We start from the raw sequence: 21,846 nt of genomic DNA, 5'->3' as shown, positions 1-21,846 counted from the left end.
CAGGTGAGTAATCGCGACTTAACGGGCCAGAAACACTGACAACGTGGAATAGCTGACCAGGAGGTACGCCATGACTGTCATCGATTCATCAACAGTGAAGTCACCAACAGCGGTACCGAACGACACCGCTCGTGATTGGACCCCGGCCTGCACACTCGACACGCTGATTCCGGGACGAGGAGTGGCGGTGCTCCTGCGCGGCGGCACCCAGGCGGCGCTGTTTCTGCTCGACGACGGACGACTGTTCGCGGTGGGCAACATAGATCCGTACGGGCGTGCAGCAGTGATGTCACGCGGACTGGTGGGAGACCGAGGGGGTGAACCCACCGTCGCATCGCCGCTGCTCAAGCAGGTCTTCTCCTTGGCCGACGGGCGCTGCCTCGACGATCCGCAGGTCACCCTCGGATCTTTCGAGGTCTCCTGCGTAGAGGGCGTCGTGCTCGTCCGCGGCGGATCTACGTGAGCGAAATCGCCGGGGCGACAACGCCTCTGGCCGGGTTCGCTGTCGGTATCACCGCGTCGCGCCGCGCCGAGGAGTTCGCGACTCTGCTCGAGCGGCGCGGGGCCACCGTGATGCACGCCCCCGCAATTCGCATCATTCCACTGGCCGACGACGCCGAACTCGAACGCGTCACCGCCGCTGTCATCGCTGATCCGCCCGAGATAACCGTGGCCACCACCGGAATCGGCTTTCGGGGCTGGATCGAGGCAGCGGACGGATGGGGACAGGCAGAGGAACTCGGCCGCGCTCTCGGCTCATCGCGGCTGCTGGCCCGTGGTCCCAAGGCCAAGGGCGCCATCCGAGCAGCCGATCTGCGTGAGGAATGGTCGCCCGCCTCGGAGTCCTCGGCAGAAGTGCTCGAACACCTGCTCGCCGAAGGCGTCGAAGGCAAGCGCATCGCCGTGCAGTTGCACGGCGCAACCACCGAGTGGGAACCGGTACCGGACTTCTGCGAGGTGTTGCGCTGTGCCGGAGCAGAAGTGGTGCCGGTTCCGGTGTACCGCTGGACCGCGCCCGACGACCAGGGCCCGATGGACCGCATGATCGAGGCCGTCATCGTCGGCGATCTCGACGCCCTCAGCTTCACCTCGGCACCGGCGGTGGCGTCGATGCTGATGCGCGCCGACGAGAACGGCGTGCTCGAACCGCTGCTGCACTCGATGCGATCGAGGGTGCTGCCGGTGTGCGTCGGGCCGGTTACCGCTGCGCCCCTCGAACAACTGAACGTGGCCACCACGCAGCCCGCACGGGCGCGTTTGGGCGCACTGGCCCGGCACATAGCCGAGGAACTGCCGAGGCGAACCGGCCGGCTGCATGCAGGCGGACACGTGGTCAGTGTCCGCGGTAAGTGCGTGGTGGTCGACGGTGAAGTTCGACCGGTGTCCCCGGCAGGCATGGCGCTGATGAAGACATTGGCCCGCACTCCCGGACGCGTCGTCTCTCGTGAGGACCTGTTGGCGTCGCTGCCCGGCGGCGGCGGCGATACCCACGCAGTGGAAACCGCGATGACGAGACTCAGGTCCTCGCTGGGCGCGCCGAAAGCAATCCAGACCGTGGTCAAGCGTGGCTATCGCATCGCACTCGATCACATCGAGACCGAATCGGACTGCGACTCCGACGAGCCCGCCGTGCACGCGCGTGCGGCCGTCGTAGAAGGGGGAAAGTACTGATGACACCGACTCTGGTGTTGGTTGCACACGGCACCCGCAACCCCCGTGGTGTCGAGATGATCGCCGCACTCGCCGATTCCGTGTCGACGCAGATCGGTACCACGCGCGTGGCATTCGTCGACGTGCTCGGGCCGTCCCCGGCCGAGGTACTACGCGACACCGCCGAGTCGGCGGTCGTTGTTCCCGCCTTCCTCGCATCGGGTTACCACGTGCACACCGATGTGCCGAGAGAGATCGCCGAGAGTGCGCACCCGTCGGTCGCGGTCACCCGCGCTCTCGGACCGGACCCCGTGCTGGCCGAGGTCATGGTCGACCGACTGCGCGATGCTGGATGGCAGGCGGGTGACTGCATCGTGCTCGCTGCCGCAGGATCCTCCGACGCTCGTGCGTTGGAAGAACACCGGCGCGCTGCGACGATGCTGGCCGATGTCGCTCGGGTTCCGGTACGCATCGGTTACGTCGCCACCAGTACCCCCACCGTGTCCGACGCGGTGTCGGCTCTGCGAGATGCCGGGCACCCGCGTGTGTTCGTGGCGTCGTATCTGTTGGCGCGCGGGCTTTTTCACACCCGCCTGGCCGACGCCGGCGCCGACGGCGTCGGCGACCCGCTCGGAGTCCATCCCGCGATAGTCGATCTCGTGGTCGCGCGCTACCGCGAGGGTGTCCGATCTCTCGATGAATCTAGTGGTGTGGCAACGGAAGAATGGTCACCGGCTCGTCGGCGGTGACCTCGGCCGGAATCACTGCCAGGGCGTCGCGTCCGACGAGGTGAGCCAGGTGCGCCGTGCGGACCCGGATATCTGCCCGCCACCGCGTGCCGTCCGCGGTGACCGGGACGACGCGAGGGACCGCGGATCGAACCTCGGTGGAATTGGACAGCAGACCCAGCCGTAGGGGACGCACTGTTCTTCCGGTCAAGGCATCGACGATGGCAGGCGCGGTGAGCATCGCGGTACCGACGGCGGCCAGTGGGTTGCCGGGAAGGCCGAGTACCACCGTGCCGTCGGGCAGCACTGCGGTGATCTGAGAGCCGCCGGGGCGCACGCGTACTCGTCCGACGACGGTGTCGGCATCGACGCCGGCGAGGGTGGAGCGGAGCTGATCTGCGGCACCGCCTCCGGTCGCCCCGACGACGATGACGACGTCCACCTCATCGGTTCGGGTCAATACGTCTCGGAATCCGGCCGATGAGTCGTCGAGCAGCATCACATCGACGACGGTGATCCCGCAGTGCGCCAGGTACTCGGGCAGCACCGAACCGAGAACGTCCCTGGTCTCGCCGGGAGCGAGTGGTCCGGTGGATCGAATCTCGTTGCCGCTGATGATTACTCGCCCGCGTACCGGACCACGTACCGAGACGTCGAAGGTCTCTGCACTGGCGGCGAGCGACCGTACTGCGGCATCGACCGGGGTGCCGGCGGCGACGAGTTCGGTACCGGGCAGCCAGTCCTCGCCGCGTCGGCGCGTGTCGTCGGATTGCGGCACCGTCGGGATCCGACGCACCGAACCGTCGGTGTCGCGAGTCACGTGTTCGTCGCGCACCACCGATGTTGCGCCGGGCGGGAGCGCAGCGCCGGTCGCGATGCGCACGGCCGTCCCCTCGGTGAGTCCGATGATGTCGGAGCTTCCGGCATACGCGACATCGGACCGGAGAGCCCACGGTTCGGTGCCGCAGACGGCGTACCCGTCCATCGCGGAGATATCGACGGCAGGTAACGCCGTGCCGGCCAGAACGGACTCTGCAAGAACTGTCCCGGAGCTGTCCCGCAACGCAACTCGATGGACGGGTAGGGGCGCGATCCGACTCCGAATGCGGGCGAGTGCATCGGCGATCTCGAGCGCTTCCGTCGGCTGCGCCGCGCGGCGGGCAGCGAGAAGATCGGCGCGAGTATCGCAGTCCTCGATCCCGGACACCGGAATCACCAGGTGATCGACCGGAACGATTGCGCGCATCGGTGCGCCGTCCACCGAATCCAGCTGTGCGACAGCGGATCGCAGTGCAGACAGCTTCCAGACGCCGAGCAGGAACTGCGTGCGGCCCGCCTCGTCGCGGGCGAAGACGGCATCGGTCTGCGCGTGCACCATGGAATCGATCAGCGACCGGACCGCCGCGGCGTCGAGAGCCGGAATGTCCGACGCAACGACGACCACCAGATCTGCTGTGCTCTCCGAATGTGCCCTGCCGTCGAGTGATTGCAGTCCTGCAGCGAGGGCGGCGACGGGTCCACCACCTGCGGGGGATTCGCGGGTCTGCACCACGTGCTCGGATATCCCGTTCCGGGTCGGGCCCACCAGAACCGTTGTGCGGCAAGTCGACACCGCGTCCACGGCGATGTCGACCATGCGACGGCCACCGACGGTCATGGCAGGCTTGTCGACCTTCTGCGGCGCAGCGGGGTGCTCGGGATCTGCCATCCTCGACCCTCGACCGCCGGCGAGGACGATCGCATCGCAGATCGAGTGCTTCACGAGGGGGCCACTGTCATGTCGGCAGCGGCACGTTCTGCAGGCGAACCTGCCCACGCGCTATGGTCTTGCCGCTGTCGGTGGCGGTGATCGTGACCAGCCACAGTTGCTGAACGCGGCCCTGCTGCAACGGTTCTGCGACAACATCGACGCGGCCGCCTTTGCTGGCGCGGAGAAAGTCGGTGCCGTTGTGAACGCCGACCGCGAACTCACCGCGATCCTTGACCGCCTCGCTGGCACCGATACTGGCGGCGCTCTCGACGGCGGTGGTGTAGACGCCGCCGTGGACGACACCCCACGGCGTGAAGTGCTCGTCGGTCAAATCGATGTGCCCCGCCACCCTCATACCCGAGACCTCGTCGACGACGAGACCGGCGGATGCGACGAAGCCGCTCGCCTTCGACAGCGCGTATTTCGCCGTCGGGCGTGGATCGAACTGCCCGAGCCCGTCTCTGATGTTCATTCCCCGAGATTAGTGGTCGACGCAGGTGGCGGTGGGAGCGCCCCGAAGTCGAATCGAATCGATCTCAGAGACACACGCCCGTCGTGCACCGGCACGCCTTCGCTGCGCAGGTTCTCCAGCTGCCGGGTGGCCAGGTGCGGAGCGGGTCTACCACTGGCTCCGAGCACACGATGCCAGGGGAGGTCGGCAGAATCGGTGCGCATGATCCATCCGACGATGCGAGGGCTCGACAGGTCGGCTGCAGCCGCGATGTCTCCGTAGGTGGCGACGAACCCCGGGGGAATCGACGCGACCAACGCGCGAACTCTCTCGACCTGGGCTTCGGTGATCGGGGCCATCTACAGCACGGATCGCACCAGCTCGGCCACCTCGACCGGCTTGGCCTGGCCGACCATGTGATCGCAGTCGAGTTCGACGGTGCGTAGATTCTCACCGAGCGTGTCGTGTAGAGCAGCGAGGAATTCTTCTGTCACATAGGGGGGTTCGACGCGCATGGCCCGCACCACGATGGTCGGGATGCTCTCGGCCGGTACGACCAGCGGGCGGGCCAGCTCGCCCCACGTCGCCACGATGGCGGGAATCGACATTCGCCACGCGACCTTTCCGCCGTCTGCGGGGACCAGGTGATCGGCGACCTCTCGGTCGAGCAGTTCGGTGGGGACATCCGCCCACGCCCCGTGGATCTTCTCCGATCGCGCCTCGTCGGCGTCGGTGTAATCGGGGGACTTCGCGGTGGCCTCGGCCACCTCGAGCAGCTCCTCCGGCGGCAGAGCGATCGCAGGATCGAGCAGCACCAGTGCTCGCACCGCATCCGGGAATCTCTGCGCCAGATGCACGGCAAGCGCGCCGCCGTACGAATGACCGAGGACCACGACCGGTCCACGCGCATGGGCGTCGAGCACGGCCTTCAGGGCAGTGACCTGCGCGTCGATGTCCCAGGGCGGCGTGGCCGGGGAATGTCCGTGACCGATGAGGTCGGGTGCCAGGATCCTGGCCTCGGGTAGATGGTTCTCGGCAAGATCCCACCACCGGGCACCGTGTCCGGTGACGCCGTGGACGGCGAGGATTTGTGGACCGTCTGCGGGTCCGAACGTATGCAGGTTCAACTCGGGCACGTCGACCACTATGCCGCATCTGCTCAGGACCAGCGAAACAACCCGACTGCGCACGCGATTCCGAGGAACACGGTGGCGACGAGCCCGATCGGTCCGGCGACGTCGACCGGAGTTCCGGACCAGGCAGCTCCCAGCGCAGACACAGTGGCACCGAAGGGTAGTGCTTCGCCGATGGCCATCACCGGGTCCGGCAGATCTGTGACCGGTCCGAACAGCCCGCCGGTCGCACCGAGAAGCAGGAACAGGGTCAGGCCGATCGCGACGGCCGAGTTCGCGGTGGGTGCGACGGCAGCCACCACGATCCCCAGCGAATACATCGCGGCGGCACCCAGCACCAGAATTGCCGCGACCAGGATCGGGTTGTGCGGGGGCGTGATTCCGAACAGCAGGGCGGCCGCGGTCAGAGCGATACCGATTCCGAGTGTCGCTTGGACGGCGCTGGTGATCACCTGCGCAGCCAGCACCTGCGTCGGCCCGATCGGTGTCGTCGACAGTCGCTTCAGCACGCCGGACTTGCGATAGAGCGCAAGAAAGCTCGGCATGTTCACGATGCCGATGACGGCGATGATCATGGTCAGGGCAAGCGGCAGCACGAACCGATCGAACGCGGTCATCGCGCCCGGACCGACGATCTCCGCCGAAGTACCCGAGCCGTTCATCACCAGTACGAGGACCGGGAGGGCGATGGGGACGATCAGGCCGGCCGTGTCCCGGGTGACCATGCGCATCTCGGCCCCGACGAGTGCTCGCGTGGCACGTAGGCCAGGACGAGGTGCGGCGTGGATGTCGTGTGCGGTCATGTCGAACTCCGTTCGGTCAGCGTCAGGAATGCGTCTTCGAGGGTGGCGCGGTGGTCGCCTCCGAGGCCGGCGTCGGCGATCAGAGAATCCGGTGTGCCGGTGGCCACGACGGACCCACGATCGAGAACGGTGATGCGATCGCACAGGCGATGCACTTCGTCCATGTGGTGGCTGACCAGCAGGATGGTGACACCGTCTGCGCGAAGGTCCTCGATCAGTCGCCACACGGTGCGTCGTGCATCCGGGTCGAGTCCGGTGGTGAGCTCGTCGAGCATGACGACCCGAGGGGAACCGATCAGGGCGAGGACCACCGACAACCGTTGTTGCTGGCCTCCGGACAGCCGCTCGTAGCGCACCCGGCGGTGCTCGTGCAGGCCCACCGCACGGACGAGAGCGCCTCGATCGGCAGGTCGAGGGTAGAAGGACGCGTACAGATCGACCAGTTCGGCAACGGTGAGTGCGGAGTGAAGGTCGTTGGACTGCAGCTGTACTCCCATAACGGCGCGCACTCGTGCGCGGTCGGTGACGGGATCGAGTCCCAGAATTCGCACGGCACCCGAGCTCGGTCTACGAAGGCCCGCAACGGTTTCGACCAGGGTCGTCTTACCGGCACCGTTGCGCCCGAGCAGGCCGTGCGTCTCGCCTTCGGCGACTGTGAGGCTGACTCCCGCCACAGCGGTGCGCCCCCGATACCGCTGCGTGATGTCTCGAACGTCGATCGCTGCCATCCGATGTTCCCTTCTCGATCGTGTCGATCTCGACGCTAGATCTGCCGTGGCCTGCGCACAGGTGCCGATCGTCACCGATCGTGATCGTGACTTTCGGCAGGGGTGTGCGGACGAAACGGGCGATAGGGTCGACAGAATGAGACGCCTCGGACCCGACGTTCTGGCCGGTGCGTTCGTGTCCGCGCTCGCGGTCGTCATGGGCGCTCTCGTCGTCTTCGATCGGTCGATCGCCGACGAGGTCGAGGTTCCGCTGTGGATCTGGGCTGCGCTGTTCGCGGCCTTTCTGCCGGCGCAGACCGCGGGCATGTGGTGGGAAGATCGGCTGCCGGATCGTCTCGTGCGCGCGTGCTTCGCCGCGCAGGTGGTGCTGGCACCGGTTCTGGTGCTGACCGCCCCGACGGCGGGTTGGCTGCCCATTCTTCTGGTCTTCACCTCGACGTTCGCCGTGTATCGAGTGACCGGGTCGTCGGTGGCGGTCATCGTTGCGGTCTACACCTGCTGCGTGGGGGTGTCGGTCGCGATCCGGGGTGGACGGATCTCGGAGATCGCGCTGATCATGTCGATCTATGCAGCGCTGCAGGTGGCCAGCGCGTTGTCGGTGACCGCGCAGCTGCGACAGGCTCGGTTGCGTCGGGAACTTGCGGTCGCTCACGCCGAACTTCGTACCGCCAGTGCGTTGTTGGACGATTCGTCCCGTGCCGACGAGCGATTGCGCATCGCGCGAGAGTTGCACGACGTGCTCGGTCACCAGCTCACCGCACTCAGCCTCGAGCTCGAGGTGGCGTCCCATCAGGTCTCCGAGCCTGCGCGCGAGCATGTCGTTCGGGCCCGATCCATCGCGCGTGACCTGCTCGGCGACGTCCGGTCGACCGTCGGCGAGGTGCGCAGCAGGACTCCGGTGCTGGGGGAGTCGCTCGATCGTCTGGTTGCGCAGTTGCCCGAACCGGTCGTGCATCTGACGGTCGATCCCGAGATCAGGGTCGACGAAGCTCGCGCGGTGGCGGTGGTCCGCTGTGTGCAGGAGATGATCACCAACACCATTCGCCATGCGAATGCCGATGAGATGTGGATCGAGGTACGTACGGATTCGACCGGTGCGCTGTCGGTCTCGGTGCGCGACGACGGCCGGGCGTCGGCCGACTTCGAGCCGGGGCACGGGCTGCAAGGGATCCGAGAGCGCATCGAAGGACTGGGCGGCACGGTGACGTTCTCGGTCGATCGCGGGTTCGCGGTCCATGCGACGGTGCCTCCACCGTGATCACGGTATTGATCGTCGACGACCACACTCTGGTTCGGCAGGGTATCCGCAGCCTGCTCGAGTTGGATCCCGACATCGAGGTGACGGGTGAGGCCGACGACGGTGCCGCCGCGGTCGCGTCCATCGAACTCGATCCACCCGACGTGGTGTTGCTGGATCTGCGGATGCCGCGATTCGACGGCCTGTGGACGCTCCGAGCATTGCAGGACAAAGGAATTCGGTTACCGGTCCTGGTTCTGACGACGTTCGACGACGACGAGTTGGTGCTCGGGGCGCTGCATGCGGGCGCGAGGGGCTACCTGCTCAAGGACGTGACCTTCGAGCGGCTCGGCGGTGCTGTACGTGAACTCGCAGCCGGGCGCACCGTGGCGCAACCTGCCATCACCGAGAGACTGCTGGACGCTTTTCGGACCGGGAAGCACGGCCCGACCGACGTCGGAGTCGCCGAGACACTCACTGCGCGTGAGCTCGACGTCCTACGGCTCGTCGCAAGCGGGTACACCAACAGATCGATAGCCGACGCACTGCACCTGGCCGAAGGAACCGTCAAGAACCACGTGTCGTCGGCCATTCTCAAACTCGGTGCCAACGACCGAACCAGCGCCGTTCTGCGTGCATTGCGGGACGGGTTGCTCGACTGATCTCCTCCGGGGTTCCGTCCGGGCGGCGGCCGGTGTGTCGGTGGCTCGTGATTGCATCTGTGTCATGAGCTCGGACGGCAGACACGGCGCGACGGTCACTCTCGTCCGTGCACCCAAGGTGGCTCGCCCGGCACGTGAGTGGACCGGCCCGGCAGCTCGGCTGTTGTCGTCGACACCCGACTCGGCAGCCGAGGCTGCGAAGGGCGCTCCACGATGGAATCCGTGGCAGATACTCGGTGGTCCCGGCACGGGCAAGTCCTCGCTCGTCGCCGATTACGCGGTCTCGCGCATCGTCACCGGTGATCCGGAGTCGGTTCTGGTGCTCACGCAGTCCAAACGGGCGGCAACCGCGGTGCGTGAGGTCATCACCGCCGGCCTCTTCAGCGGCGATCACGCACTGCGGGCGACTCGTGAACCGTTGGTACGCACGGTCCACTCCTATGCCTTCGCGGTGCTGCGGCTACAGGCCTCGCTGTACGGCAATCCGCCACCACGATTGCTGACCGGAGCCGAGCAGGACGCGGTGGTGCGCGAGATGCTGCGCGGCGATCTGGAGGACGGGGCAGGTGACTGGCCGGCGCGGCTGCGTCCGGCACTGGGCACCGCGGGATTCGTCACTGCGGTGCGAGACATGATGCTCAGGGCCGCCGAACGGGGAATCGGTCCGGAAGACCTGATCAAACTCGGCCGCAGGCACGGCAAGCCCGAGTGGGTCGCCGTCGGAAAATTCGCGGCCGGATACGAGCAGGCCATGTTGCTGCGCGGTGCCGTCGGAGTGGAGGCAGCTGGAGCCACGGCACCGGGTCTGGACGCCGCCGAGCTGATCGGTGCCGCGCTCCTGGCGTTCGCCACCGATCCCGAACTGCTGCGCAGCGAACGCGCGCGCATTCGTCACCTCGTCGTCGACGATGCGCAGCACCTCGATCCGCAAGCAGCGCAGCTGGTTCGATTGATCGGCACCGATACCGAATCGACCGTCGTCGCCGGGGATCCCGATCAATCCGTGTTCACCTTCCGCGGTGCCGACCCCACGTTCGTGGCGGACGTGGTCGAGGTGGACTCGCCGCGCCGGGTGGTGCTCACACGCAACTACCGCTCCGTGCCCGAGGTCGCCGAGCTGACCGACATCGTGGCGAGAAGATTGCCCGGGCTCGGTCGGCACCGCTGTCCCGAGCCGGTGGGCACACCTCGATTCGGTGCACCGGCTGCGCGAGTGCACGTGGTGTCCTCGCCCGCCAAGGAAGCGGCGATCATCGCCGACGCCATGCGTCGTGCCCATCTGATCGACGGCATGCCGTGGTCCGAGATGGCGATCGTGGTGCGGTCCGTGCCGCGCACCCTCGCACCCTTGCGCCGGGCTCTGCACGGCGCAGGGGTTCCGATGATCACCCCGACCTCGGAGCTGCCGCTGCACCGCCAGCACGGGGCCGTCGGGCTTCTGCTGGTACTGCGGGCTATCTCCGACCCGAGCTTCGACGGTGAAGACGCACTCGCGTTGCTCTCCGGGCCGATCGGCGGAGCCGACCCGGTGGGTCTGCGGCGACTGCGCCGGGGCGTGCGCAGGCTCGAGCTCGCATCGGGCGGTGAGCGCGACTCGGCCGAGTTGCTCAGAGTCGTACTCACCGACGACGCCCGGGGGAGTGCCGGGTGGACGAACGGACTCTCGGACGTGGAGTCCGCCCCGTTGCGCAGAGCCCTGGGTGTCATCCGGAAGGCGCGGGCCCTCGCCCGCACGGGCCGCGGTGTCGAGGACGTGTTGTGGGCGGCGTGGCAGGCGTCGGGACTCGAGCGGCGTTGGTCCGCCGCGTCCGCCTGGGGTGGCTCGGCGGGTGCCCAGGCCGACCGCGACCTGGATGCGGTGGTGGCACTGTTCGACGCGGCGGCAGCATACGTCGACAGGTTGCCCCGGGCTCAGATCGGCGGATTCCTCGATTACATTGCGCAGCAGGAGATTCCCACTCTGAACTCCCAGCGCCCCACGGTTCGGGCCGACGCGGTGACGCTACTCAGCGCGCATTCGGCCGCGGGTCGGGAATGGGAGCTCGTCGCGGTTGCCGGGGTGCAGGAAGGGCTGTGGCCGGGTCTGCGGTCACGCGGCAGCCTTCTGGGTACCGACACCTTGATCGACCTTGCGTCCGGCAAGGTCGATGCAGCTGCGGCGCTCGACGGGCGACTGTCGAAGTCGGCACCGTTGCTGGCCGAGGAGCGGACGCTGTTTCTGGTGGCGTGCAGTCGCGCTCGGTCGACCTTGCTCGTCACCGCCGTCGATTCCAGCACCGGAGATGCCGATCTCGTCCGATCGCGATTCGTGGACGAACTACGTGGCCTCGACGACGGAGGAGAGCCGGAGCTCGCAGCCGAGCTCCCCGGGCCGGAGACCGCACACCGAGTGTTGGCGCTGCCCATGCTGGTGGCCGAACTCCGGAGTGTGGTGTGCGATCCGGTTGTCGCCGAGCAGGATCCGGACAAGCGTGCCCGTGCGGCCCGGCATCTGGCCACGCTCGCCGATGCCGGCGTGCGCGGCGCGCATCCCGACGAGTGGTTCGGGGTGGCAGGGCCCAGCACCGACGCGCCGCTGTGGCAACTCGGTGACGGTCCGGTTCCGCTCTCGCCGTCCACGGTGGAACAACTCACCACTTGCCCGCTGCGGTGGATGCTCGAACGTCATGGCGGTAACGACGGCACCAACACCCATGCGGTCACCGGCACGCTCGTGCACACTCTCGTTCAGGCCGTGGCCGGTCGGATACCACCGGATCGACTTCGCCGGGCCCTGGAAACAGCCTGGGATGCAGTCGATCTCGGATCGCAATGGTATTCACGGCACGAGCTCGACCGAACCGGAGGGATGCTCGAGACCTTCGAGACCTGGCTGCAGGGCAGTCGCGGCGAGCTCACCGAGGTCGGAGTCGAAGTGCGCGTCGACGGCATACTCGACGCTCGGTCCGCGGACGAGCCTGCGGTGGCGTTGCGTGGCCGCATCGACCGACTCGAACACGATCCGGACGGACGGCCGGTGATCATCGACGTCAAGACGGCCAAGACCGTCATGTCCAAGGAGGATGCCCAGGGCCATCATCAGCTGGCCACCTATCAGGTCGCCGCGGCAGCCGGTGCCATAGAGGGTGAGCCTGCGGGCGAGCCCGGCGGTGCGCGCTTGGTGTTCGTCGCCAAGCCCCACAACAAGGACGGGGCGACACAGCGCGTCCAACAAGTGCCGACTCCGGAGAAACTCGAGGAGTGGCGAGACACCGTCCACCAGGCCGCATCGGCAACGCAGGGGCCTACATTCGAGGCGCGGATCAACGACGGCTGCAGGCACTGCCCGGTCAAGTCCAGTTGTCCGGCACACGAGACGGGTAGGCAGGTGACCGAGCAGTGACGGCATCGACGAAGATTCGGACCGGTTCGGTGCGGGTGTCGCCGGTCGAACTCGCCCGGGCGCTCGGGCAGAAGCATCCACCGACCGACGAACAAGCCGCAGTGATCGCAGCTCCACCCGGCCCGACGCTCGTCGTGGCGGGGGCAGGTGCAGGCAAGACCGAAACCATGGCTGCCCGCGTGGTGTGGATGGTGGCCAATGGCTTCGTCGATCCGGACCAGGTGCTGGGGCTGACGTTCACTCGAAAAGCCGCACAGCAGTTGACCTCTCGGATCAGAGCGCGGCTGGCTCGGCTGGCCGGATCCGATCTGGTGCGGGCTCTCGATCCCAGTCTGGCACTGCGCGAGCGGATCCTCGGTGCCGAGCCGGAAGTGAGCACCTATCACTCCTACGCGGGTCGATTGCTCACCGAGCACGGCTTGCTGTTGCCCATCGAACCGTCCGCGACACTGCTCTCGGAAACCGAACTGTGGCAGCTCGCGCACCGTGTCGTCAGTACCTGGGACGGCGACCTGGAGACCGATCGCAACCCCACGTCGGTGACCGAGGCGGTGCTCGCACTCTCCGGCCAGTTGGCCGAGCACCTGGTCGATCCCGAGGACCTGCGCCACGCGCACGTGGAGCTGGAGAAGCTGGTGTACACGCTCGGGCCGGGGCCCCGGCAGCGCGGCGGACCCACCAAAGAGCTGTTGAACATCCTGAGCGCGCAGCATCAACGACTCGGATTGCTGCCGTTGGTGGAACAGCTGGCGCAGACTCTGCGACGCGAGGGTGCGCTGGATTTCGGTTCGCAGATGTCGATGGCGGCTCGGGTCGCTGCCGAGCACGCCGAGGTGGGAATAGCCGAACGGCAACGCTTCCGGCTCGTGTTGCTCGACGAGTACCAGGACACCGGCCATGCCCAGCGCGTCCTGCTGTCGTCTCTGTTCGGCTCCGGGAGCGATCCACAGTTGGCGTTGACCGCCGTCGGCGATCCGATGCAGTCCATCTACGGGTGGCGCGGCGCATCGGCAGCAAATCTGCCTCGGTTCGCCACCGACTTTCCGCAAGCCGACGGTAGCCCCGCACCTCGGCTCGAGCTGCTCACCAGCTGGCGAAATCCGCCCGAGGCATTGACCCTGGCCAACCTGATCACCGACCCACTGCGCCGCGTCGGTGTGCCGGTGCCGACTCTGCGGGCCCGTCCGGGTGCGGTCCCCGGCGATGTTCGACTGGCCGTCACCGACACCGTTGTGGGCGAACGAGAGTGGATCGCCGACCGGATCGCGGGGGAGTACCGCACAGCCCTCGAGCAGGATCGCACCCCGCCCACCGCCGCGGTTCTGGTGCGCCGCAACGCGGATGCCGAGCCGATCGCGGAGGTGTTGCGCAGCCGCGGGCTGCCGGTGGAGGTCGTCGGGCTCGGTGGGCTGCTGCATGTTCCCGAGGTGGCCGACATCATCGCGATGCTACGGCTGGTAGCGGACCCCACGGCCGGTAGCTCGGCGATGCGTATCCTCACCGGCTCTCGGTGGCAGATCGGCCCGACGGATCTGCGGGCGCTCTCCCAGCGCGCCCGAGAACTCGAGATCCGCGGCGGGTACGGCACCGCGGGTCGCGTCGACGACCCGGAGGCACTCGATGCCGCGCTCGGCAGCGCGCTACCCGGCGAACAGTCGGAGCAAGCCGGTCTGGCCGACGCGATAGCCGATCCCGGTCCGGCCGAGCGATACTCGGAGGTCGGTCATCGACGAATCGTCGCCCTGGCCGGCGAACTTCACCTGCTGCGCGACCGAATCGGTCAACCGCTCACGGAATTGGTCGGCGACATCGAACGGCTCATGGGCATCGGCGTCGAAGCTCAGGCACGCACACCGATCAGCACCCACGGCGCGGTCGGTCGGGAACATCTCGACGAGTTCGCCCACGTGGTGGCCGATTACGCCGACAACCCGACCGCCACGGTCACCGGATTCCTGTCGTTTCTCGCAGCGGCCGAGACGGTCGAGGACGGCCTCGCTCCCGGTGAGGTCGACGTCGCGCCCCATCGTGTGCAGGTGCTCACCGTCCATTCCGCAAAAGGCCTCGAATGGGAGGTGGTGGCAGTGCCGCACGTGGCGAAGGGCGTGTTCCCGTCCTCGAACGCGTCCTCCACCTGGCTCGGGGCGATGGCCGAGCTACCGCCGTCGTTGCGCGGTGACCGTGCGCTCGACGGCGAAGGCTCGGAGGGGGTTCCGGTTCTCGAACTGGAACAACTCCACAACCGCAAGGATCTGGAAGACGCCGTCAAGAGTCACAAGGATGCGTTGGCGAGGCGTCGACTCGCCGAGGATCGCCGACTGTTCTACGTAGCGCTCACCCGAACCGAACGGGTACTGCTGGTCTCCGCGCACCACTGGGACGAGACCGCAACGAAGCCGCGCGGGCCCTCGGATTTTCTCGACGAATTGCACCGACACGTACTGGAATTCGCCGACGTCGCGGCAATCGAACAGTGGGCACCTGCCCCGGAGGACGGGGCGTCGAACCCACTGGGAGCCGTGCCGCACACGGCGTCCTGGCCACGCGATCCGCTCGGCCAACGGCGGGGGGCGATCGAGGGCGGGGCACAGGAGGTGCTGCGCGCGCTCGCCGAGATCACTCACGCACCGACCGAAGGCGTTGTCACCGTTGAGGATCAGACGCTGGAGGACCCCGAGAATTGGGCCGCGGACGTCGATACTCTGCTGGCGGAGCGGGCCGCGAGATCGGTCGCAGGAGTCGACGTGGCACTGCCCGGCAACCTGTCGGTGACGCAGCTGGTGGATCTCGCGGCCGACCCCGATGCATTGGCCTCGCGCCTGCGCAGACCACTTCCGTTTCCGCCGAATCCGTTGGCACGCAGAGGAACCGCGTTTCACGCCTGGATCGAACGCAGGTTCGGCGCGACCCGACTGCTCGACCTCGACGAACTGCCGGGCTCTGCCGACACCGGGGCCTCGGCCGATGTGGACCTCGAAACCCTCCAGCAGGCGTTTCTCGATTCGGAGTGGTCGCTCCGCAGCCCCGTCGAAGTGGAGGTGCCGTTCGAGACCTCCGTGGCGGGAACGGTACTGCGAGGACGCATCGACGCAGTGTTCGCGGACCCGGACGGCGGCTGGACCGTCGTCGACTGGAAGACGGGCGCAGAGCCGACGGCGTCGGAACAGCGGGCGGTAGCGATGCAACTCGCGGCCTACCGGCTGGCGTGGGCCGAGCTGATGTCGATCGGGCGCGCGGAACCGGTGCCGCTCGACCGCGTGCGCGCAGCGTTCCACTACGTGCGCAGCGGTCACACCATTTCGCCCGAGAACCTGCCGGACGCAACAGAATTGGCCCAGCTGCTGGAAGGGCCGGCCGGGCCCGAGCAGCCGGGGGCTACGGTGCGTTCCGACGAGCCTTCAGAGCCTCGGTGACCAGTGGAATCTGCAGCGGCAGACGGGCGATCATCGCTGCTTTGAGAGCCGGTGAGGTCTTCGGGCTCTGTACGTACTTCCACGCCAGGTTGATATTGGCGGGGAACACCACCACGAACAGGGCGGCCGCGAGTGCACCGCCGAGTCGACGGGTCCGCGGTGCGGCCAGCGTCGCAGCCACGGCAAGTTCGGCGACACCCGAAACCTGCGTATAGGTCCGCGCCGAGCCTGGCAACGCCGTCGGTACCTGGGCATCGAAGAACTTCGGAGTGACGAAGTGGAGAATTCCGGCTCCGGCGAGAAGTCCCGCGAGGCGCAATGCGGCTGCCTGACTCGATCTCTGTGTCATGCCCATACCGTGCCACACCCTGTGTCGTCGGCACAGAAACCTGGCATGGGGTTACGCTGCGTGCCGTGAATGATCTCGACATCGGTGAGTACCTCGGCGGGCGACGTGGCCGGTAGGTTGCGTGCGAGCCTCGGTGACAGTGGCGCGCTGACCGACAAGCCCGACTTCGCCCTCGTCGGAGTGCTCCGGGTACCGGAACTGGAATCGAGTCCCTGGCGCGCCATCTACAAGCGGGTGCTGATGGCGCTGGGGATCCTGCTGCTCGCGTCATTCGTGGTGTACCTCGATCGCGATGGATACAGCGACACTCAGGACGGCGAACTGTCTTTCCTCGACTCGTTCTACTACGCGACGGTGTCGCTCTCGACGACGGGATACGGTGACATCGCACCGGTGAGTGCGTCGGCGCGACTGGTGAACATTCTGGTCATCACACCCCTTCGGGTTCTTTTCCTCATCCTGCTGGTCGGTACGACGCTGTCGGTTCTCACCGAGCGGTCCCGGCAAGCATTCAAAATTCAGCGATGGAGACGCAGCGTGCGCAATCACACCGTGGTCATCGGTTTCGGCACCAAAGGCCGTACCGCAGTGGACGCGATGCTCGGAGACGGCGTGTCGGCGTCCGACATCGTGGTGGTCGACACCGACCAGATGGTGCTCGATACTGCCTCCGCCATGGGCCTGGTCACCGTCCACGGTTCGGCGACCAAGTCGGATGTGCTCAGACTCACCGGTGCTCAGCACGCGTCGGCCATCATCGTGGCGACCAACCGAGACGACACCGCCGTGCTGGTGACCTTGACCGCCCGTGAGATCGCTCCGAAAGCGAAGATCGTCGCGGCCATCAGGGAAGCGGAGAACACGCACCTGCTGCGTCAGTCCGGTGCCGATTCGGTCGTCGTCTCCTCCGAGACCGCGGGACGTCTGCTCGGGATCGCCACGTCGACTCCGTCCGTGGTGGAGATGATCGAGGATCTGTTGACCCCGGAGGCGGGCTTCGCCATTGCCGAGCGCGAAGTCGAGCGCGACGAGGTGGGCGGATCGCCACGGCACCTCACCGACATCGTCCTCGGAGTGGTGCGAGGCGGAAAACTGTTCCGGGTCGGCACTCCGGAAGTCGATGCGGTCGAGGCATCAGATCGTCTGCTGTACATCCGTCGCGTGGGTGACTGACCGCGGGCAAGTAGGGTCGTGCGCGTGCCGAAATTCCAACTCGCTCACCCACCTCGACTGTCCCGATCGCCACTGAACAGGGCAGAAGAACTGCGCCGAGACACCGCAGCATTGGCAGCGGGTTGGCCGACTGCTCGCATCCTGAGCGTCGACGGCAGAGGCAGGTTCTCGGTGGACGAGAAGGGCCTGGTTCTCGTCCCTGCCGCGGACGTCGCAGCGGAGCCCACGCCCGACGCGGTCTTTCTCGGAATCCACGGGGACCGACACCTGTGGGCCAGGCGGGTGGAGGTGGTGCAGGGCACGCTGGGGGATCTGCGTACCGATGGTGATCGCCTCGACAGCACCGCGTTGTCGATGGTGACCGGCGCGCTGGCGATCCTCAACTGGCATGCGAGCGCGCAGTTCAGCTCGCTGGACGGTGCGCCGTCCGCTCCGTCGAGCGCAGGGTGGTCGCGGACCAGCACGTCCACCGGCCACGAAGAATTTCCGCGTACCGATCCGGCAGTGATCTGTCTGGTTCACGACGGCGGCGACCGAGTACTGCTGGCCCGAGCACCCGCGTGGCCCGAGCGTCGCTTCTCGGTGCTGGCGGGCTTCGTCGAGGCCGGCGAATCGTTGGAAACCTGTGTCACACGCGAGATCAGAGAAGAAGTGGGCCTCGACGTCTCCGGTATCGAATATCTGGGCAGTCAGCCGTGGCCGTTTCCACGATCGGTGATGATCGGGTTCTCCGCCGTCGCCGACCCGGAGCAACCGCTGCACTTTCAGGACGGCGAGATCGCCGAGGCCCACTGGTTCGATCGAGCAGAGGTCCTCGCGGCACTCGAGCTGGGCGACTGGGGATCGGATTCGACCTCTCGGTTGCTGCTACCGGGCTCGATCTCCATCGCACGCGGCATGCTGGAGGCGTGGGCGGCGACGGCCTGACGGTCGGTCAGATCGACAGCGCGCTCTTGACTTCGGCCAGAGAGGGGTTCGTCGCAGTCGAGCCGTCGGCGAAGAGCACGGTCGGCACCACATGGTTGCCGTTGTTGACGCTGCCGACGAAGTCGGCCGACTCCGGGTTCTGCTCGATGTCGATCTCGGCGTACTCGATTCCGGCCTGGTCGAGCTGGGTCTTGAGCCGGCGGCAGTAACCGCACCACGTGGTGGAGTAGACGGTCAACGCGGCTGGACTCTGCTGGGTGTTCTCGGAAGTGGTCACGACAACAGTCAACAGGAGCGCCGACGCGATTGTTCCGGCCGCTACCGGCATCGGTCGTTCGCCGATGCGTTCGGGCCCGGGTGGAACTGTCGGTACGCACTGACACAATGGACCCCATGGCTGACGACGCGATGACCGCCGGGCTCGATCCGGAGCAATCCGCGGCGGTACTTGCCCCCCGCGGCCCGGTCTGCGTTCTGGCCGGTGCGGGCACGGGAAAGACGCGCACGATCACCCGCCGCATCGCCCACCTCGTCTCTGCCGGTCACGTGTCATCGGGGCAGGTGCTGGCGGTGACGTTCACGGCGCGCGCGGCCGGTGAGATGCGCGGACGCCTGCGCGAGCTCGGCGTCGGGGGAGACGGACCTCCGGTGCAGGCGCGTACGTTCCACGCCGCGGCCATGCGTCAGCTCAAGTACTTCTGGCCGCAGGTGGTCGGTGACACGGGATGGCAGCTTCTCGATCGCAAGTTCACCGTCGTCTCGCAGGCGGCGAACCGCGCCGGCGTGTCGACGTCGACGGACGCCATCCGAGATCTCGCCGGAGAGATCGAATGGGCCAAGGGATCGTTGATCGCCCCCGAGGACTATCCGCGTGTTGCGGCGAGCAACCGCCGCGACGTTCCGATGGACGCGACCAAGGTCGCCGCCGTGTACGCGGGATACGAGGAGCTCAAGTCTCGTGGCGGAGACGGGATGTTGCTCGATTTCGACGACCTTCTCCTGCACACGGCGGCAGCACTCGAAGAGCACTCGTCGGTGGCCGACGAGTTCCGCGAGCGCTATCGCTGCTTCGTCGTGGACGAGTACCAGGACGTGACGCCGCTGCAGCAACGTGTGCTCGACGCCTGGGTGGGTGAGCGCGACGATCTCACCGTGGTCGGCGACGCGAACCAGACCATCTACTCGTTCACCGGCGCGTCCCCGCGGTATCTGCTCGACTTCTCCCGAAAGTACCCCGAAGCCACCGTGGTTCGGCTCGAACGCGACTACCGGTCGACTCCCGAAGTGGTGTCGCTGGCGAACCGCGTCATCGGAGCCGCTCGTGGTCGCATTGCCGGTACCCGACTGCAATTGATCGGCCAGCGCGAGCCGGGACCCGAGCCCGAGTTCTTCGAGTACGACGACGAGCCGGCGGAGGCCGACGGTGTGGCGCGGGCGATCAAGAGGCTGATCTCGAAGGGCGTCGAGCCGGCCGAGATCGCGATTCTGTACCGCATCAACGCGCAGTCCGAGGCGCACGAGCAGGCGTTGACGGAGATGAAGATCCCGTATCAGGTGCGCGGGGGTGAGGGCTTCTTCACCAGACCCGAGGTGCGGCAGGGCGTCAACGCGTTGCGGCAGGCAGGCGGTCGCGACGATCTGCCCGACGGCGCGCAGGCGGGCGAGGGATTACCGGCTCTGGTGCGGGCAGTCCTGGCCCCGCTCGGCCTGACGGCAACCGAGCCGACCGGCGCACAGGCCCGCGAGAAGTGGGCATCGCTCGGCGGTCTGGTGCAGCTCACCGAAGAACTTCTGGTGCACGATGCCGACCTCACCCTCGAGAAGTTGTTGGGTGAGCTCGCCGCACGGGCCGAGGCACGGCATCCGCCGACGGTTCAAGGCGTCACTCTCGCGTCGCTGCACGCGGCGAAGGGACTCGAGTGGGACGCGGTGTTCATCGTCGGTCTCGCCGACGGCACTCTGCCGATCTCGCACGCGATCGGCAACGATCCCAGTGCCAACAACGAGGCGGCCGTCGAGGAGGAACGCAGGTTGCTCTACGTCGGCGTCACGCGCGCTCGCGTCCACCTGCATCTGTCCTGGGCGCTCGCCCGCAACGAGGGCGGACGCAAATCGCGGCGCCGGTCGAGGTTTCTCAACGGTCTGATCCCCGAGGATTCACCCGCCTCGCGTATTGCCGCGCCCGCGGCCAAGAAGTCCGGGCCCAAGTGTCGGTTGTGCGGCAAGCCCCTGATCGGCACGTCCGCGACCATGCTGGGTCGGTGCGACAGTTGTCCGTCGAACGTCGACATCGCGCTGCTCGATGCACTCAAGTCGTGGCGATTGGACAAGTCCCGCGAACTGAAGGTGCCCGCGTACGTGGTGTTCAGCGACAACACGCTGACCGCCATAGCGGAACAGCAACCGCAGGACGAGCGTGGGCTGGTGGCGATTCCGGGAATCGGGGCCAAGAAGCTGGAGCGGTTCGGCGACGAAGTGCTCACCGTGGTGCGGGCCTCGGACAGGTGACGAGCCGGCCCACACAATATGGGAATCCCCAGGTCAAAAATAACTTGTGCAGATCTCGGCGGGGGGCTTAGTCTGTTTCACGTGCCGCGGGAGACCGCGCACTGTCCAATCCGCCGTCGAGACCAGAACAGGAGCTGAAGAAAATGATCAACACATTGCACGCCGCCGTTGCCAACGCAACCGTCGCGTTCAGCCCTGTCCTCGGCACGGCACCTTTCGGAGTGGCCCCCCTCGGCACTCCTGCCGCCGCTACAGGCTCTGTTGCGCAGACGTGGATTCGTTCCTCCGCTTTCGGCCCCATCCAGGAGTCCGCATACGCGGTCTCGGGGTCGAATTCCGCCCAGGTTGCCCTGGCACCAGGAGCGAAAGCCGTTGCCCAGGCAGCTCGCCGTCACCGCGCACCACGTGCGTCCGTGCTCGACAGCAGACACCGACTTCACTGTCGGTAGACGCTTCGACAAGCCCCACCAGGCCACGGACCCGCACTCGCGGACCGTGGCCTTTCTCGTTCAGGTAGTTCCTCTATCCGAGCGTGAGGCCGACAGGTTCGCATCACCCCTCGAACCGATAACGACGCCGCACGAAAAGTAGAGGAGACCGACGTGTCAACCGCCACGATCCGGACGACATGCCGACCGGAGTCCGAGAGTGCCTACGCTGCACAGTATTCGACCGAATCGGTCGAGCTGGCACTGTCCGTGCCCTGCCGAGCGGCGAACCCCGACATGTGGTTCGCCGATACCCCCGCCGAACTGGAGCAGGCCAAGGCGCTGTGCGCCGAGTGCCCCATCCGACGCACCTGCCTGAGTGCGGCTCTCGACCGCGCCGAGCCGTGGGGCGTGTGGGGAGGCGAGATCCTCGAGCAGGGTGTCGTCATCGCCCGCAAGCGTCCTCGTGGACGGCCGCGCAAGAACGCAGCATGACGTCCGAGACCGGTGCCCGGTTTCGCCGA

The 21,846-nt window shown here is 67.1% G+C and carries 19 protein-coding genes; 11 read left to right on the top strand and 8 right to left on the bottom strand.

The window, feature by feature from the left end:
* Positions 1-70 precede the first annotated feature (70 nt).
* The 3 genes from nirD to MTX34_RS00560 are packed head-to-tail and all read left to right on the top strand — an operon-like array spanning position 71 to position 2,399.
* On the top strand, positions 71-463 hold the full coding sequence (gene nirD / locus MTX34_RS00570) for a nitrite reductase small subunit NirD (RefSeq protein WP_243593516.1): 393 nt from the start codon (positions 71-73) through the stop codon (positions 461-463).
* On the top strand, positions 460-1,671 hold the full coding sequence (locus tag MTX34_RS00565) for a uroporphyrinogen-III synthase (RefSeq protein WP_243608088.1): 1,212 nt from the start codon (positions 460-462) through the stop codon (positions 1,669-1,671). Before nirD ends, MTX34_RS00565 begins: the two co-directional genes overlap by 4 nt.
* Positions 1,671-2,399 carry a sirohydrochlorin chelatase gene (locus tag MTX34_RS00560; RefSeq protein WP_243608087.1) on the top strand — a complete coding sequence of 243 codons (729 nt, stop codon included), beginning with the start codon at positions 1,671-1,673 and terminating at the stop codon, positions 2,397-2,399. Before MTX34_RS00565 ends, MTX34_RS00560 begins: the two co-directional genes overlap by 1 nt.
* Here MTX34_RS00560 and MTX34_RS00555 read toward each other — a convergent pair.
* Genes MTX34_RS00555 through MTX34_RS00530 form a run of 6 tightly spaced genes read right to left on the bottom strand, consistent with a single transcriptional unit; the run spans position 2,353 to position 7,243 of the window.
* Entirely contained in the window at positions 2,353-4,140 is a 1,788-nt protein-coding gene (locus MTX34_RS00555; protein WP_308198449.1) for an NTP transferase domain-containing protein, read from the bottom strand. The two genes, MTX34_RS00560 and MTX34_RS00555, sit on opposite strands and share 47 nt — an antisense overlap.
* 13 nt (positions 4,141-4,153) lie before the next feature.
* The gene (locus tag MTX34_RS00550) at positions 4,154-4,600 is read right to left on the bottom strand and encodes a PaaI family thioesterase (protein WP_243608085.1); all 447 of its coding nucleotides are present in this window, start codon (positions 4,598-4,600) and stop codon (positions 4,154-4,156) included.
* On the bottom strand, positions 4,597-4,938 hold the full coding sequence (locus tag MTX34_RS00545; RefSeq protein WP_243593511.1) for an MGMT family protein: 342 nt from the start codon (positions 4,936-4,938) through the stop codon (positions 4,597-4,599). Before MTX34_RS00545 ends, MTX34_RS00550 begins: the two co-directional genes overlap by 4 nt.
* The gene (locus tag MTX34_RS00540; protein ID WP_308198448.1) at positions 4,939-5,715 is read right to left on the bottom strand and encodes an alpha/beta fold hydrolase; all 777 of its coding nucleotides are present in this window, start codon (positions 5,713-5,715) and stop codon (positions 4,939-4,941) included.
* A gap of 23 nt (positions 5,716-5,738) precedes the next feature.
* Positions 5,739-6,515 (bottom strand): ABC transporter permease, encoded by a 777-nt coding sequence (locus tag MTX34_RS00535; RefSeq protein ID WP_243608084.1) that lies wholly within the window; start codon positions 6,513-6,515, stop codon positions 5,739-5,741.
* A complete protein-coding gene (locus tag MTX34_RS00530; RefSeq protein WP_243608083.1) occupies positions 6,512-7,243 on the bottom strand; it encodes an ABC transporter ATP-binding protein in 732 nt (243 codons plus the stop codon). Before MTX34_RS00530 ends, MTX34_RS00535 begins: the two co-directional genes overlap by 4 nt.
* 136 nt (positions 7,244-7,379) lie before the next feature.
* On the opposite strand from MTX34_RS00530, the gene MTX34_RS00525 reads away from it, so the two are divergent.
* The 4 genes from MTX34_RS00525 (at position 7,380) to MTX34_RS00510 (ending at position 15,937) form a co-directional block, all read left to right on the top strand.
* Positions 7,380-8,501 (top strand): sensor histidine kinase, encoded by a 1,122-nt coding sequence (locus tag MTX34_RS00525; protein WP_243608082.1) that lies wholly within the window; start codon positions 7,380-7,382, stop codon positions 8,499-8,501.
* On the top strand, positions 8,498-9,142 hold the full coding sequence (locus tag MTX34_RS00520) for a response regulator transcription factor (RefSeq protein WP_243608081.1): 645 nt from the start codon (positions 8,498-8,500) through the stop codon (positions 9,140-9,142). Before MTX34_RS00525 ends, MTX34_RS00520 begins: the two co-directional genes overlap by 4 nt.
* A 64-nt stretch (positions 9,143-9,206) precedes the next feature.
* Positions 9,207-12,524 (top strand): ATP-dependent DNA helicase, encoded by a 3,318-nt coding sequence (locus MTX34_RS00515; protein WP_243608080.1) that lies wholly within the window; start codon positions 9,207-9,209, stop codon positions 12,522-12,524.
* Positions 12,521-15,937 (top strand): ATP-dependent helicase, encoded by a 3,417-nt coding sequence (locus MTX34_RS00510; protein WP_243608079.1) that lies wholly within the window; start codon positions 12,521-12,523, stop codon positions 15,935-15,937. Before MTX34_RS00515 ends, MTX34_RS00510 begins: the two co-directional genes overlap by 4 nt.
* Here MTX34_RS00510 and MTX34_RS00505 read toward each other — a convergent pair.
* Positions 15,900-16,286: a hypothetical protein gene (locus MTX34_RS00505; RefSeq protein ID WP_243593504.1), complete on the bottom strand. Its 387-nt coding sequence runs from the start codon at positions 16,284-16,286 to the stop codon at positions 15,900-15,902. The two genes, MTX34_RS00510 and MTX34_RS00505, sit on opposite strands and share 38 nt — an antisense overlap.
* Before the next feature lie 105 nt (positions 16,287-16,391).
* On the opposite strand from MTX34_RS00505, the gene MTX34_RS00500 reads away from it, so the two are divergent.
* Positions 16,392-17,459 (top strand): TrkA family potassium uptake protein, encoded by a 1,068-nt coding sequence (locus MTX34_RS00500; protein ID WP_243608439.1) that lies wholly within the window; start codon positions 16,392-16,394, stop codon positions 17,457-17,459.
* A 24-nt stretch (positions 17,460-17,483) separates the two neighbouring features.
* Positions 17,484-18,386: an NAD(+) diphosphatase gene (gene nudC / locus MTX34_RS00495; protein WP_243608078.1), complete on the top strand. Its 903-nt coding sequence runs from the start codon at positions 17,484-17,486 to the stop codon at positions 18,384-18,386.
* Between the two features lie 7 nt (positions 18,387-18,393).
* Here the strand turns inward: nudC and MTX34_RS00490 are convergent, their stop codons facing one another.
* Positions 18,394-18,663, bottom strand: coding sequence for a mycoredoxin (locus MTX34_RS00490; protein ID WP_243608077.1), 270 nt, complete (start codon positions 18,661-18,663; stop codon positions 18,394-18,396).
* 116 nt (positions 18,664-18,779) lie between these two features.
* On the opposite strand from MTX34_RS00490, the gene MTX34_RS00485 reads away from it, so the two are divergent.
* Together MTX34_RS00485 and MTX34_RS00480 are read left to right on the top strand one after the other, a co-directional pair.
* On the top strand, positions 18,780-20,894 hold the full coding sequence (locus MTX34_RS00485) for an ATP-dependent DNA helicase UvrD2 (protein ID WP_374230221.1): 2,115 nt from the start codon (positions 18,780-18,782) through the stop codon (positions 20,892-20,894).
* Between the two features lie 602 nt (positions 20,895-21,496).
* Positions 21,497-21,817 carry a WhiB family transcriptional regulator gene (locus MTX34_RS00480; RefSeq protein WP_037189857.1) on the top strand — a complete coding sequence of 107 codons (321 nt, stop codon included), beginning with the start codon at positions 21,497-21,499 and terminating at the stop codon, positions 21,815-21,817.
* Positions 21,818-21,846: the final 29 nt, after the last annotated feature.

Source organism: Rhodococcus sp. ARC_M5 (assembly GCF_022810405.1).
Lineage (GTDB): Bacteria > Actinomycetota > Actinomycetes > Mycobacteriales > Mycobacteriaceae > Rhodococcoides > Rhodococcoides navarretei.
The sequence above is the reverse complement of the archived record's forward strand: the minus strand, read 5'-3'. Positions and strand labels throughout refer to the sequence as shown.